The sequence below is a fragment of the Bradyrhizobium nitroreducens genome, assembly GCF_002776695.1.
Lineage (GTDB): Bacteria > Pseudomonadota > Alphaproteobacteria > Rhizobiales > Xanthobacteraceae > Bradyrhizobium > Bradyrhizobium nitroreducens.
In genome coordinates this window covers 3,379,353-3,393,507 of record NZ_LFJC01000003.1, presented here as the reverse complement: position 1 = coordinate 3,393,507, position 14,155 = coordinate 3,379,353, and the positions used below count along the sequence as shown (strand labels likewise).

The following is a 14,155-nucleotide window of genomic DNA, read 5'->3' as shown; positions in this document are numbered from 1 at the left end:
TGGAAATCAAGTGATCCGATAAGTGCTTGAAAATACTGGAGCGGGTGAAGGGAATCGAACCCTCGTATTCAGCTTGGAAGGCTGCTGCTCTACCATTGAGCTACACCCGCGTCAGGGGCTCCCTAACACGGCCGGGCGGCGGTCTCAACTACCCAGGGGATCGCCTTGCGGCGTCTTCCCCCACCTTGCAGGCCATGCCGGTTCCTGCGGATCCATCGCCCCCTTAACAGCGGCGGCAATGCCGCCTATATTGGGGTCTTCCGAAACCAACGAAAGGAGGTGATCCAGTGTCTTTTACCAAGCGCTGTCACCTCGCTGGGATCGCCCGCTAAGCTCTGAAAAAGGCTTGGCATCGGGGCGCTCTCAGCCCTGGACCAGCGAGCACGAAATCGGGCGCGACGGGGCCTCCCCGCCGCGCCTTTTCGTGGCCCGCGCGCTTCAGCCCAGCGGCTCGCCCGCCAGCACCTCGCGAATCTTCTCCGACAGCTCTGCCTTCCGGTAAGGCTTTCCGAGCAATGCCACGCCGGGATCCAGATGCCCTTCGTGGACGATGGTATTGTCGGTGTAGCCAGAGGTGTAGAGCACCCTCACGCCCGGCCGGCGGAGCCGGACGGCGTCGGCCAATTCCCGCCCGTTCATGCCGCCGGGCATGATGATATCCGTGAACAGGAGATCGAATTTGGCGCCCTGGTCGACCAGCGCCAGCGCGGACGCGCCGTCACCGGCCACGAGCGTGCGATAGCCGAGGCTGCCGAGCTGGGCGATGACATAGCCCTGCACCAGTGGATCGTCCTCGACGACGAGGATCGTCTCGTGCCCGCGTGCCGTGACGAGCGGCTGAACCGGCGCCGTCCTCGCCGGCGCCTCGCCCTTCGACCGCGGCAGCAACAGCCGCATCACCGTGCCGCGCCCTTCCTCGCTCTCGATGGCGACGCTGCCGCCGGTCTGCTTGGCAAAGCCGTAGACCATGCTGAGCCCGAGCCCGGTGCCGCGACCGACGCCCTTGGTGGTGAAGAACGGCTCGAACACGCGCTCGCGGATGTCGGCCGGAATGCCATGGCCGGTGTCGCCGACCGCGACCATCACGAAGGCGCCGCGTACGGCGTCGCCCACGCCGCTCGTGTCGTCGAGCTCGCGGTTCGCGGTCTCCAGGGTAAGCCTGCCGCCGCCCGGCATCGCGTCGCGCGCATTGACGGCGAGGTTGACGATGGCGGCGGAGAGCTGCGACGGATCCGCCATCGCGGACCAGGCGTCGTCGGCGAGCCGGGTCTCGATCTCGATGTGCTCGCCGAGGATCGGCTTGAGCAGCTTCGCGGTCTCGATCACGAGGGCGTTGACGTCGATCTCGCGCGGCTCCAGCGGCTGGCGGCGCGCGAAGGTCAGGAGCTGCGAGGTGATCTCCGCGCCGCGCGCGGCCGCGTCGTCGATCAACTGCGCGATGGCGGAGAGCTCGGGCTTGTCCGCAAGCCCCTCCCGAATGATCTCGATGGTGCCGGTGATGACCGTGAGCACGTTGTTGAAATCGTGCGCGACGCCGCCGGTGAGCTGGCCGATCGCGTCCATCTTCTGGGCTTGACGCAGCCGCTCCTCGGTCTCGTGCTGCGCGGTGAGATCGGTCGCGGAGCCGCGGTAGCCCGTGAAGCGTCCGTCGGCGTCGAAGACCGGCTTGCCGTTGACGCTGAAATGATGCATCCGCCCGGTGGTATCGCGCCCGCGATATTCGAACTTCCGGAACGGTTCGTGACGGTCCAGCGTCGCCAGGTGCGCGCGCCACTTCTCGGACTCGGTCACGCGGTCGAGCGCGGTATCGATGCGGCGCGTGCCTATCCGTACCTTGGGATCCATACCGAAGGCGATCACCCGGTCGGAGAGGTAGGTGAAGCAGTGGTCCGGCCCGGTCTCCCAGAACCAGTCGGAGGCGGTCTCGGCATAGTCGCGGAAACGCTCTTCGCTCGCCCGTGCGTCCGCTTCCGCGCGCCGGCGGATGGTCAGGTCGCGCTCGAGATTGGCATTGGCTTCGCGCAGCTCGCCATAGGCCCGCTCCAGGTTCGCGCACATGGCGTTGAAGGCCTCGATCACCTTGTCGAGCTCGTCGGCGTCGTAGGGCGGCCGGCGCTCCAGACGCAAGGGCGGCGGCGGCCGCGCCAAATTGTACTTGCTGACGAACTCGGCGATGGCAACCAGATGCCGCGTTACCAGCAGATGAAACATGTAGATGATGAAGAACGAGACGAGGAACGTCTTCGCCGCCTGGCTGGCCAGGATGACCAGGGCCCGGTTCAGCAAGTGCTGATAGACGTCGGTCAGTGTGGCTTCGACATGGAGCACGCCAATCGGGCGTGCGGTCCCCTGCACCTTGGTGTTCAAGGGATAGTCGCGCGTCACGATCGAGCGGGTGCCGGGCTCGCCGACCGCCATGCGGATCGGATTGGGGCGATCGGCAATCTCGCGCACCTCGGCGGCGCGGATGTCGGGCAGCCGCAGGATACCGTCGAGCTGGAGCTTGAGCTGGTTCTGGTCGAGATTCCATAGGCTCTCGCCGAGGCTGCCGGTCGTGCTGCGGCCGATCTCGTCGAGCCGCGTCTCGATCAGCCCGACCTCGCGATCGTAGTCGAGATAGAGCTGGAGCCCGGTCAGCATCAGCGTCACCACCGAGGAGAACAGCAGCACGGCGGCGAGAAGCCGGGGCCCGACGCCGCTGCGCGTCCAGTTGAACAGCCGCGACAGCCGCGACGCGGACATCGGAGGCGCAAGCGCGGCACCGATACCGGCCAGACCCGGCTTCGCAGCCGCAGGCGCGATGACACGGCCGCGCTTGGGGTCCTCGTCACCTGCGTTGGCCATGCACCACGTCCCCGGAATGGTGGCTCTCTGCTCCGGTCCACCGGTTGCAGTTTCGAGCAGTCCAAGAGTTGAGACGCCTGCCTCGTCACCCGATGCGCGCAATCACCCCGTCGGCCCGTGGGCGGCGGGTCATGTCTTGCGCCCAACGGCAGGATTTCCGCGCAAGCTAGCACCCCGCGTGTTAGAATGACATCGGTGAAAGTCCGGAACAACTCGTATGGCGGGCGGGAACGGTTGCCGGCGCACAAGCGTCAACTTGCGGTAGATCGCGCGGGCGTCCGAATCCAAGGGTAGCATACACGGCCGAAGGAGGCGCCTGATGTGGCAGCTCGTCGTCGCCTGCCTGTCGTTGCTCGCAGCCGGTCCCTCGCAAGCGCAGGACGTGATCCGGCTGGCGCGCATCGCCGACATCCCCGATCAATATGTCGGGGGCGAGATGCTGCGGGCCGTCTATGCCAAGCTGAACATCAGGCTGGAGTTCGAGGACGTCCCCGGCAAGCGCGCGCTTGCGCTGTCGAGCGCCGGCGAGGTCGACGGCGAGATCCAGCGGATCGGCACGCTCTCGCGGGACTACCCGACGCTGGTCCAGGTCACGCCGGCGATCAACTATATCGAGCCGGCGGTGTTCGCGACCAGGCTCCGGTTCGAGGTCAAGGGCTGGGATTCGATCAGGGACTACAGCATCGGGATCGTCCGCGGCGTCGGCTCCTCGGAAGCGGGCACGCGCGGGATGGCCCGCGTCACGGCGGCCACCAGCCTCGACAACATGGTCAAGATGCTCGACGCCGACCGTTTCGACGTCATGGTCACCGACCTCTTCAGCGGGCTCGCCGCGGTGAGGAAGCTCAATCTGCAGGACAGGATCTACCCGCTCTCGCCGCCGCTGGAGCGCATCCACATCTACCATCATCTGCATGAACGCCATCGCGATCTGGTGCCGAAGGTTGGCAAGGTGATCGCCCAGATGGTGGCGAGCGGCGAGCTGGCAGCGCTGCGCGAGGCCCTGGTCAAGCAAGTCCTGAACGGGAAGTGACGACTGCCGTGTCAGCCCGCGCGAAGCCGCTCGCGTAACGCAACGGCCGCAATCAGCATGCCGGCGCACCAGGCCACGACGGCGCGGTGAGGCTCCGCGCCGAGCAGCACCGTGAAGATGCTCGTCAGCAGGCATGGCACGATGGCCTTGCCCATCCGGCTCGTCAGCGCGAGCAGGAACGGCATCGCCGCGATCGATATTTGCAGGACATTCATGTCGAACGAATTTCGTCTTGAAGGCTTCAGAAGCCGCAGACATTGATGGCGCGAGGGCGCTTGCCGCGCCTGGTTTCCACGATGCGCTCGCCGCCATTCTCGGCCGAGCTGCCGTAATAGCGGTGATGGCCGCTTTGATCGTGCAGATCGGCCGTCTCCGATTGTCCGGTCCGACGCGCGTCGCAGATGATCTTGCAAACGGATTTGATGGTGTGACCCGACATTGCCGCCTCCAGCAGAAATCTTGTTGTTGTGGTCATCAGTCGCGCCCGCTTTCGGCGGCGTTCACACGGCAGGGGCGCTATCGGGTTTCGGGACGGTTTCGTCGCGGCCGGACCACGCAATATTTCGTGCATGAATCTCTTCCTGGGGATTGTCGGCACCGCCTGTGCTGCTACGTCCTTTGGATCTGTGCGGAAAAACAACGAGGGAACGATGCTCTACGCGATCCTGGCCTACCATGTGGAAGACGAGATCCTGTCCTGGACCCCTGAGCAGGACGCCGCGGTCGTGGCCAAGGTCATCGAGGTTCAGGCGCCCTTGCGGGCAAGCGGGCAGTTCGGGCCGGCCGCCCGCCTGGATGAGACCCGGAAGGCCCGCACCTTGCGCGGCCCCGGCGCGGGCATGGTGCTGGACGGCCCGTTTGCCGAGACCAAGGAGCAGCTTCTGGGCTTCCATTTGATGGAATGCGCCACCGAGGAAGAGGCGATTGCGGCGGCGCGGAAACTGCGTGCGGTCAACCCGACTGCGGTCTACGAAATCCGCCCGGTCAAGCTTTACGTGCCGGCCGATGGGTTCGGCGCGACGTCCGGGTGAGGCGCGGCCTTACGCGCCCGGCCCGGTCCGCGCACCGTAGAAGCGCTGGATCAGGAGCCCGCCGAAGGCGATGAACCACAGGAAGGGCGCGGCGTGCGGTGCGAAGGCCGCCACGATCGTGCCCGGAATGAACACGAGCAGCGGAAACAGCGAGGCCATGATCTCATGGCTCCAGCCGCCCAATATCCTCCACCATAGCCAGGCGTTGAGGCCGGCGATCGCGCTCAGATGCAGGCCATAGAGCACTGCGACCGCGCTGCTCAAGGGATAGTTGGTGTAGAGGCCGTTGGTGACAGGCAGCAGCACGATCGAGAGCAGGAAGAACAAATTGAGCATCACCGCACCGCGGCTACCCACCGGCTGACCCGCCAGCCGCCGGTGATGGCTGATCCAGAATACGCCGGCAATGATGAAGCTGAGCGCGAAGCCGATCAGCTTGCCGGAATAGACCCGGGCCAGATCGTTCCAGTCGGGCGCGCCGGTAAACACGGCCGCCTTCGGCAGATCGTAGGCCAGCAGCGTCATGGCGACGCCGAAGATGGTATTGCTGAGCGACTCCAGCCGCCGCATCTCGAACTGCTCGGGCTTGAGTTCAGGCTTGAGTTCGGGCTTGGACTCGAAGTTGGAGTCGGTCATGCCGGCTGTGCGCTTTTCGGGCTGGAACCTTGGGCCTTCTTTTCCCTAGGTGTTAAATCGAGATGCGTCCAGCCGCATTGCGATTCGCGCCGGGATCGCCGACTCTCGCCCTTTCACCGGGGCGATTCGTGGCAACCTATCTGGACACGCTCAATGCGGAGCAGCGCCGCGCCGTCGAGCATGGGGTGGCCGATGGCGCGACCGTGGGCGCCCCTCTGCTCGTCATTGCCGGCGCCGGCTCCGGCAAGACCAACACGCTGGCCCACCGGGTCGCGCATTTGATCGTCGCCGGCGCCGATCCGCGCCGCATCCTGCTGATGACGTTCTCCCGCCGCGCGGCGGCCGAGATGGCCGGCCGGGTGGAACGCATCGCCCGCAAGGTGTTAGGGGAGAACAACGCCGCGATCATGCGCGATGCCCTCACCTGGGCCGGCACCTTCCACGGCATCGGCGCGCGCCTGCTCCGCGAATATGCCGAGCGCATCGGCGTCGATCCCGCCTTCACCATCCACGACCGCGAGGATTCCGCCGACCTGATGAATCTGGTGCGGCACGAGCGCGGCCTGTCGAAGACCGAGAGCCGCTTTCCGGCCAAGGGTACCTGCCTGTCGATCTACTCGCGCTGCGTCAATGCCGAGATGGAGATCGAAAAGGTGCTGGGAGCGCACTATCCCTGGTGCGCCGGCTGGGCCGCCGAGCTGAAGGGCCTGTTCGCGGCCTATGTCGAAGCCAAGCAGGCCCAGCACGTGCTCGATTACGACGATTTGCTGCTGTACTGGTCGCAGATGATGAGCGACGCGCTGATCGCCGAGGAGATCGGCGGCCGCTTCGATCACGTGCTGGTCGACGAATACCAGGACACCAACCGCCTGCAATCCTCGATCCTGCTGGCGCTCAAGCCCGACGGACGCGGGCTCACCGTGGTCGGCGACGATGCGCAGTCGATCTATTCGTTCCGCGCCGCCACGGTCCGCAACATCCTGGACTTTCCGCAGAGCTTCTCGCCGCGCGCGGAGATGATCACGCTCGACCGCAACTACCGCTCGACGCAGACCGTGCTGGCGGCGGCCAACGGTGTCATCGGGCTTGCGCGCGAGCGCTTCACCAAGAACCTCTGGACCGATCGCGCCGCCTCGCACAAGCCGCAGCTCGTCACCGTGCATAACGAGGCCGACCAGGCGCGCTACATCGTCGAGGAGGTGCTGGCGAACCGCGAGCAAGGCGCGCTGCTCAAGCACCAGGCGGTGCTGTTCCGGACCTCCTCGCATTCCGGCCCGCTCGAGATCGAGCTGACCCGGCGCAACATTCCGTTCGTGAAGTTCGGCGGGCTGAAATTCCTCGATGCCGCGCACGTCAAGGACGTGCTGGCGCTGCTGCGCTTTGCCGAGAACCCGCGCGACCGCGTCGCCGGTTTCCGCATCCTGCATCTGTTGCCGGGCATTGGACCTGCGACCGCGCAGCGCGTGCTCGACCAGATGTCGGAGAGCACCGATCCGCTGCATGCGCTCGGCCAGATTCCCGTCCCGGCACGCACCGGCGACGATTGGACCGCCTTCGTCCGCACCGTCGAGAATTTGCGCTATTCGGAATGGCCGGTCGATCTCGAACGCGTGCGGCTCTGGTACGAGCCGCATCTGGATCGCCTCCACGAGGATTCCGAGACGCGCCGTGCCGACCTGATGCAGCTCGAGCAGATCGCGAGCGGCTATTCATCCCGCGAGAAATTCCTGACAGAGCTCACGCTCGATCCGCCGGATGCGACCAGCGACAAATCCGGGCCGCCGCTGCGCGACGAAGACTATCTGATTCTCTCCACCATCCATTCGGCCAAGGGCCAGGAATGGAAATCGGTGTTCGTGCTCAACGTCGTCGACGGCTGCATGCCGTCCGATCTCGGCGCCGGCACCTCTGCCGAGCTCGAGGAGGAGCGCCGCCTGCTCTATGTCGCGATGACCCGCGCCAAGGACGATCTGCACCTCGTCGTTCCCCAGCGCTTCTTCACCCACGGCCAGGCCGCCAAGGGCGACCGTCACGTCTACGCCTCGCGCACCCGCTTCATCCCGGAGCAACTGGTCTATCTGTTCGAGCGCACCGCCTGGCCGAAGGCCGCGGCGGGAGCAGCGCGTAGCGCGGCGCAGGGGCCCAAGATCGACATTGGGGCGCGGATGCGGGGGATGTGGCGGTAGACGCAAGAGGCCGGTCGCGGGACCTGTCAGGATGGCCGGAACTATAGAGGTCCGACATGAGAGCCGTCGTCGTCGAGCAATACGCGTCCATCGATCAGATCGAGCTGAAGGACGTTCCGTCTCCGCCCCTGGATCGAGGGCAGATTCGTATTCAGATCGAAGCCGCCGGGATCGGCTTTGTCGACGGCTTGAAGATCGAGGGCCGCTATCAAACCAAGGATCCCCTGCCCTTCATTCCCGGGACGGAGTTTGCCGGCGTGGTGACGGAGGCGCCCGGCGCACCCGGCGGCTATCAACCCGGCATGCGCGTGATGGGCATGACGCGATCGGGTGCGCTCGCCCAGGAGATCGTCGTCAAGCCCGAAGCGCTCCATCCTCTGCCCGACGGTGTCGCAGCTGAGGTCGCCGCCTCGTTTCGTGCGAATTACCTCACCGCACTCTATGCGCTGAGCGCACGCGCCACGGTCGCCCCAGGCGAGCAACTGCTGGTGCTGGGTGCGGCCGGCGGCACCGGAATCGCGGCGGTGCAGATCGGCAAGCTGCTCGGCGCCCGCGTGATCGCGGCGGCGTCGACGCCGCAGAAGCGCGACTTTGCGCGGGCGCATGGTGCCGATGCTGTGATCGACTACACGCAGGCGGACTGGCGCGAAACGCTGAAGGAGTTGACCAACGGACGCGGCGCCGACGTCATCTTCGATCCCGTCGGCGGCGAGATTTCGGTGCAGGCGTTTCGCTCCATCGCCTGGCGCGGCCGCCATCTCGTGGTCGGCTTTGCCGCCGGCGCGATCCCTGCGCTGCCGTTCAACCTGCCGCTGCTGAAGGGCGGCGCCCTGCTCGGCGTCGACCTCGCGCAGATTCCGCTGCGCGAGCCCGAGGTGCAAAAGCGCCTGATGTCGCAGCTGACGGGCTGGCTCGCAGACGGCCAGCTCAAGCCCGTGGTCGGCCGCGTCTTCGCGCTCGAGGATTTCCGGGACGCATTCAGGACCATGCAGACGCGCGGGGCGCTCGGCAAGATGGTCGTGCGCATCGCGAAGTAGGACGCGCAATCGGAAACCGAACGCCCCGCGGATGGGCGGGATGTGGCGGCGATTACACATCCAGCCGATCGAACTGAACCCTCCCCGCCTTCATCACCAGCGGGATGTGCTCGCCCTGGCCGAGCAGGCAGGCGACGTCGCGCAGCGGATTGCCGTCCACCACGAGCAGATCGGCAAGAGCTTCGGGCACGATGCGGCCGAGCTTGCCCTCCATGCCGAGCACCTCGGCGCCGATCAACGTGGCGCTGGCGATGACGGCGCGCGGGCCGAGTATCTCGGCCCGGATGCGGAATTCGTCGCTCTGCAGGCGCTGCGAGGGCCCGAGCAGGTCGCTGCCGAACCCCATCTTCACGCCGGCATCGCGATAGATCGCGAGCGACCGCAGGCCGGCGTCGCGGACGTCGGCGATCTTGGCGACGCTCTCCGGCGGCAGGCCATATTGGGCCCCCTCGTTGGCCAGCGCCTCGTAAGTGACGAGCGTCGGCACCACATAGGCGCCCTTTTCGGCCATGAAACGCGCGGTCGGAGCATCGACCAGATTGCCATGCTCGATCGTGCGCACGCCGCAGCGCACCGCGCGCTCGATCGCAGCGGCGGTGTAGGCGTGGGCGAGCACATAGGTCTGGCGGCCGCGCGCCTCTTCGACGATGGCGCGGATCTCCTCCTCGGAGTAGCCGAAGGCCCCGACCGGATCGGTCGGCGAGGCGACGCCGCCGGAGGCCATGATCTTGATCTGGTCGGCCCCCATCTGAAGTTCTTCGCGCGCGGCCTTGCGCACGCCGTCAACGCCGTCGGCAACGCGCGCCAGCGCGCCGACACGTACGCAGCACGGACATGGCGCATCGCTCGCAAGGTAATCCGAGCGCGCCCGCATGTCGCCATGGCCGCCGGTCTGGCTGAGCGCACGGCCGGAGACGAACAGGCGCGGGCCATCGGTCAGGCCGGTGTCGATCGCCTGTTTCAGCGCATGGCCGGCGCCGCCGGCATCGCGCACGGTGGTGAAGCCCCGCCGCAGCATGCCGCGCAGCAGCAGCGTCGAGCGCAGCGTCACCAGCACGTTCGGCATGTGCACCTGCTGCGCCAGATTGAGCTCGACCGCTATGGCGTGAACGTGGAGATCGATCAGACCGGGCATCAGCGTCTTGCCCTTCAGATCGATGGTGCGGTCGGCGGCGGCCTGGATCGGCCGGTCGGAGACCTCCTTGATCAGATTGTCCTCGACCAGCACATGCTGTCCCTCCAGCAGTTCCGGCTGGAGCGGGTCGAGCAGTGCGGCGTTCTTGAAGAGGATGCGGGGCATCGCGACGGTCCTGTCAGAGATCGGCCGGCGCGAGCAGCGCCGGCAAGGTGAGCTGGGCAAAGGGAAGGCATGCGGCGACGTCATCCTCGCCGTACCAGCCGGCCTGGTGAAGCAGATTCAGCGAGCCCAGCGTGCGTCCGCGCCAGCGCACGGGCATGTTGAGCACGCTCTCGCAGCCGAGCGAGGCGATCAGCTCGTGGTCGGAGAACACGGTGCGCAGATCATCCCGGTTATAGCCGATATAGGCCTCGCCGCGATCGAGCACGGCCTCGGTCCATGGCCCGGGCGCGAGCCGCTTGCGTCCGCCGGCCGGATACGGGCCGGGGAGGTTGGAATAGACCCGCGCCGCTTCGCCGCTGCCGCTGTCATAGGTCAGGATCGTGAACAGCTTGTGTCCGATCGCCGATTTCACGGCTTCGTCCAGCGCCGCGAACAGCGCATCGGGCTGATTCGCCCCGCCCTGCGCCGCCGCAACGGCGCAGAGCAGCGGATCGGCCTTGGATTTCGTCCGCGTCATACGACTTCACCCGCCGCAATCTCCTCCAGCGAGCGGCCGCGCGTCGGCACGCCCATGAGCACGACGGTGATGGCCCCGAGCAGCAGCACGGTGGTGGTGACGCCGAACACGCCGGCAAAGCCGAAGTTCGGGTAGAGATAGCCGACCAGGATCGGCGAGACGATCGCGCCGATGCGGCCGATTGCGGAAGCGAGCCCGGCGCCCGTGGTCCTGACCGGCGTGGGGAACACCTCGGCGGTATAGGCGTAGACGCCCGCATAGGTGCCGTTCATGAACAGCGACAGGAAGATTCCCGCCGCCATGATCTGCTGATCGCTCTGCGCGAAGGCGAGCCCGAGCGCGCTGACGCCGCCGAGCAGCATGTAGGTCGCGATCGTCGCCTGCCGGCCGATGCGCTCGTTGAAATACGCGGCGCTGAAATAGCCGGGAATCTGCGCGCAATAGATCGCGATCGAATAGGCGAAGCTCTTGGTGATGCTCATGCCGTTCTGGACCAGGAGGCCGGGTATCCAGACGAAGAAGGAATAATAGCTGAAGGTGATCGCCAGCCACATGATCCAGGTCATGATGGTGATGCGCGCCTGCCGGGGCGCCAGAAGCGCCGCGAAATTGGCAAGCAGCGTTCCACCGGTCCCTACGGGCGCCGCAGCTTCGACAACCGGCTGCGGCAGGACATGGCCCTCGCGCGCGAAGCCCGCCTCGATCCTGTCCAGCAAGGCTCCGGCTTCCTGCTCCCGGCCCCGGCTTTCGAGCCAGCGCGGCGATTCCGGCAGCGCCCTGCGCCACCACAACAGCATGACGACCGGCACCGCCGTGATGACGAGCACGATGCGCCAGCCATTGTCGTAGGCGGGAACGATGAAGTAGCCGAGCAAGGCCGCGGCGACGAAGCCGAAGGAGAAGAAGCCGGCCAGTGCGCCGGTGAAGCTGCCGCGGTACCGCCGCGCGACGAACTCCGCCAGGTAAGGCGCGATGATCGCGCTCTCCGCGCCGGTGCCCATGCCGGCGACGACGCGCGCGGCGAAGAAGGACGGCCATGTGTCGACCACGGCACTGACGATGGATGCGGCACAGTAGAGCGCCAGCGCCGACATCATCACCGCGCGGCGGCCGATCAGGTCGCCGAGCGTGCCGGCGAACAAAGCACCGAACAGGAACCCGATATAGGTGCTGCTGCCGAGCACGCCGATCTCGACGCTCGTCAGATTCCACGCCGTGCGCAGCACCGGCAAGATGAAGGCCAGCACCGCCGCGTCCATCGCGTCGAACATGTAGCCGAGCCCGCCCATCAGCAGCAGGTGCTTGTGGAAACGTGCGAACGGAAGGCGCTCGATGCGCGCCGATATCATCGACATGAAAGTCCCCCTCTGATGTCGCGGGCCCGGCGCGCCGCTCGGGAGGGAACCATAGACAAAGTGACATTATCGTCATAATTTATAATCATGATCTAATATATCACCACGGTGAATGTTCGTGTCGTTCCGCGCGCTCGACCTCAACCTCCTCAAAGTCTTCGAGGCGCTGATGACGGAAGGCAGCGTCACGCGCGCCGCGAGCGCGCTGACGATGACCCAACCCGCGGTCAGCAATGCGCTCGCGCGGCTGCGCGAGGCGCTCGGCGATCCCCTGTTCGTCAGGTCCGGCACCGGGATCCGCCCGACCCAGCGCGCCGTGGTGCTGTGGGAGCCGATCGGCGAGGCGCTGGAAAGCGTGCGAGGCGCGCTCGACGAGCAGGTGTTCGACCCCGCCCGCGCGCAGACCGAATTCAGCCTGTCGATGTCGGACTACGTCTCCTCGCTGGTGATGCCGAACCTGCTCGGCCATCTCGGCAGAGTCGCGCCCAAGGCACGCGTCCACACCGTCCCCAACACCATTCTGGAGATTGCCGACCAGCTCGAGGACAACAGGGTCGATTGCGTGCTCAGCGTCTATGTCAACGAGGCGCAGCAGCCGGCGGCCATTCGCTCGCGCTCGCTGTGGACCGTCGACTATGCCTGCTTCATGCGGCGCGGCCATCCGCTCGCCGCCCAGAAGCGGCTGAGCACGCGCACTTTCCTGAGCGCGGGGCATGTCGATGTCAGCCTCGCCGGCAAGACCCTGCCGTCCTACGATCTCTTCCTCGCCTCGCGCGGCCTGTCACGCAACCTGGTCGCGACCGTCAATCACTACAGTGCGGCCTATGAGGTCGTGCGCCAGTCCGACCTGATCGCGGTGCTGCCGAGCGATTTGCGCTCGCAATCCCGCCATGCGCCGTTCCTGCATGCCATGCCGCTGCCGCTCAAGGCACCGTCGCGGATCGTCAGCCTGTTCTGGCACCAGCGCAACGACACCGTGCCGGCGCAACGCTGGCTGCGCGAGACCCTGGTCGGGATGTTCGCCAGATCCGACTGAACGCACGGGCGCGCGATCCAAAACGGAAACGGTGCGTTTCCCGAAGCAGCATTGTTGCCCCGGCCGCTGCGGCCTAGCTCCACCGCAAACGATACCTCCTCGTAAATGGCGCAAGCTGCGCTCGCAGAGAACCCCATCAATGACCGCATCCCTGCAATTCGGACTGGATACTTTTGGCGACGTCACCAGGGACGCCTCCGGCGCGATGCTCCCGCATGCGCAGGTGATCCGCAACGTCGTCGACGAAGCCGTGCTGGCCGACGAGCTCGGCCTCGACTTCATCGGCCTCGGCGAGCATCACCGCGCCGACTTCGCGATCTCCTCGCCCGAGACCGTGCTCGCGGCGATCGCATCGCGCACCAAGCGCATCCATCTCGGCTCGGCCGTGACGGTGCTGTCTTCGGACGATCCGATCCGCGTGTTCCAGCGCTTTGCCACGCTCGATGCACTCTCGAACGGACGTGCCGAGGTGATCCTCGGCCGCGGCTCGTTCACCGAATCCTTTCCGCTGTTCGGCTTCGACCTGCGCAAATACGAAGAGCTGTTCGAGGAGAAGCTCGATCTGTTCGCCGCGCTCTTGTCGCAGCAGCCGGTGAGCTGGGAGGGCAAGCTGCGGCCGCCGCTGCGGGATCAGCTGGTCTATCCGCCGGTCGAGCACGGCACGCTCAAGACCTGGATCGGCGTCGGCGGCAGCCCGCAATCGGTGGTGCGCGCGGCGCATTACGATTTGCCTTTGATGCTCGCGATCATCGGCGGCGATCCCGCGCGCTTTGCGCCCTTCGTCGATCTCCATCACCGCGCCGCCAAGGAGTTCGGCCGCCCCGCGCAGCCGATCGGCGTGCATTCGCCCGGCTATGTCGCCGAGACGGATGCAGAGGCGCGCGAAGAGCTGTGGCCCGACTACAAGGCCATGCGCGACCGCATCGGCAAGGAGCGCGGCTGGCCGCCGATGGGCCGCGACGAGTTCGTGCATGAGGCCGAGCACGGCTCGCTTTATGTCGGCGCGCCGGAGACGGTGGCGCGCAAGATCGCCCGCACGGCGAAGGCGCTCGGCATTTCGCGGTTTCAGTTGAAATATTCGGCGGGCCCCCTGCCGCACGAGAAGCTGATGAAGAGCATCGAGCTCTACGGGCGCAAGGTGGTGCCGATGGTCAGGGAGATGATGGGGTGAACTCGTTCA

At 66.4% G+C, this 14,155-nt stretch carries 13 protein-coding genes and 1 tRNA gene; 6 read left to right on the top strand and 8 right to left on the bottom strand.

Annotated features, from left to right (window positions below; genetic code table 11):
* Positions 1-36: 36 nt before the first annotated feature.
* Positions 37-110, bottom strand: a tRNA-Gly gene (locus TSA1_RS16570).
* Between the two features lie 328 nt (positions 111-438).
* On the bottom strand, positions 439-2,844 hold the full coding sequence (locus tag TSA1_RS16565; RefSeq protein ID WP_100177294.1) for an ATP-binding protein: 2,406 nt from the start codon (positions 2,842-2,844) through the stop codon (positions 439-441).
* A 319-nt stretch (positions 2,845-3,163) separates the two neighbouring features.
* Here TSA1_RS16565 and TSA1_RS16560 point away from each other — a divergent pair, with 319 nt between their 5' ends.
* Complete coding sequence (locus TSA1_RS16560) at positions 3,164-3,877, top strand: substrate-binding periplasmic protein (RefSeq protein WP_174718927.1); 714 nt, start codon at positions 3,164-3,166, stop codon at positions 3,875-3,877.
* An 11-nt stretch (positions 3,878-3,888) separates the two neighbouring features.
* On the opposite strand, the gene TSA1_RS16555 is transcribed toward TSA1_RS16560, so the two are convergent.
* On the bottom strand, positions 3,889-4,092 hold the full coding sequence (locus TSA1_RS16555) for a hypothetical protein (protein WP_100177292.1): 204 nt from the start codon (positions 4,090-4,092) through the stop codon (positions 3,889-3,891).
* Between the two features lie 26 nt (positions 4,093-4,118).
* Complete coding sequence (locus TSA1_RS16550) at positions 4,119-4,352, bottom strand: hypothetical protein (protein ID WP_245448307.1); 234 nt, start codon at positions 4,350-4,352, stop codon at positions 4,119-4,121.
* Positions 4,353-4,527: 175 nt separating this feature from the next.
* Here TSA1_RS16550 and TSA1_RS16545 point away from each other — a divergent pair, with 175 nt between their 5' ends.
* Positions 4,528-4,908, top strand: a complete 381-nt coding sequence (locus TSA1_RS16545) for a YciI family protein (protein ID WP_026202701.1) — start codon at positions 4,528-4,530, stop codon at positions 4,906-4,908.
* A gap of 9 nt (positions 4,909-4,917) precedes the next feature.
* Here TSA1_RS16545 and TSA1_RS16540 read toward each other — a convergent pair whose 3' ends face one another.
* Complete coding sequence (locus tag TSA1_RS16540) at positions 4,918-5,544, bottom strand: TMEM175 family protein (RefSeq protein WP_100177290.1); 627 nt, start codon at positions 5,542-5,544, stop codon at positions 4,918-4,920.
* A 128-nt stretch (positions 5,545-5,672) separates the two neighbouring features.
* Here TSA1_RS16540 and TSA1_RS16535 point away from each other — a divergent pair, with 128 nt between their 5' ends.
* A complete protein-coding gene (locus TSA1_RS16535) occupies positions 5,673-7,730 on the top strand; it encodes an ATP-dependent helicase (protein WP_100177289.1) in 2,058 nt (685 codons plus the stop codon).
* Between the two features lie 56 nt (positions 7,731-7,786).
* On the top strand, positions 7,787-8,767 hold the full coding sequence (locus TSA1_RS16530) for an NADPH:quinone oxidoreductase family protein (RefSeq protein WP_100177288.1): 981 nt from the start codon (positions 7,787-7,789) through the stop codon (positions 8,765-8,767).
* Positions 8,768-8,819: 52 nt separating this feature from the next.
* On the opposite strand, the gene TSA1_RS16525 is transcribed toward TSA1_RS16530, so the two are convergent.
* From TSA1_RS16525 to TSA1_RS16515, 3 genes are read right to left on the bottom strand one after another with little or no spacing between them, the layout of a single operon-like run.
* Positions 8,820-10,067, bottom strand: a complete 1,248-nt coding sequence (locus TSA1_RS16525; RefSeq protein ID WP_100177287.1) for a metal-dependent hydrolase family protein — start codon at positions 10,065-10,067, stop codon at positions 8,820-8,822.
* A gap of 13 nt (positions 10,068-10,080) precedes the next feature.
* A complete protein-coding gene (locus TSA1_RS16520; RefSeq protein WP_100177286.1) occupies positions 10,081-10,584 on the bottom strand; it encodes a GAF domain-containing protein in 504 nt (167 codons plus the stop codon).
* Positions 10,581-11,939 (bottom strand): MFS transporter, encoded by a 1,359-nt coding sequence (locus TSA1_RS16515; protein WP_100177285.1) that lies wholly within the window; start codon positions 11,937-11,939, stop codon positions 10,581-10,583. Before TSA1_RS16515 ends, TSA1_RS16520 begins: the two co-directional genes overlap by 4 nt.
* A 112-nt stretch (positions 11,940-12,051) precedes the next feature.
* Here TSA1_RS16515 and TSA1_RS16510 point away from each other — a divergent pair, with 112 nt between their 5' ends.
* Complete coding sequence (locus tag TSA1_RS16510) at positions 12,052-12,975, top strand: LysR family transcriptional regulator (protein WP_100177284.1); 924 nt, start codon at positions 12,052-12,054, stop codon at positions 12,973-12,975.
* A 139-nt stretch (positions 12,976-13,114) separates the two neighbouring features.
* Positions 13,115-14,146: an LLM class flavin-dependent oxidoreductase gene (locus tag TSA1_RS16505; RefSeq protein ID WP_100177283.1), complete on the top strand. Its 1,032-nt coding sequence runs from the start codon at positions 13,115-13,117 to the stop codon at positions 14,144-14,146.
* Positions 14,147-14,155 lie beyond the last annotated feature (9 nt).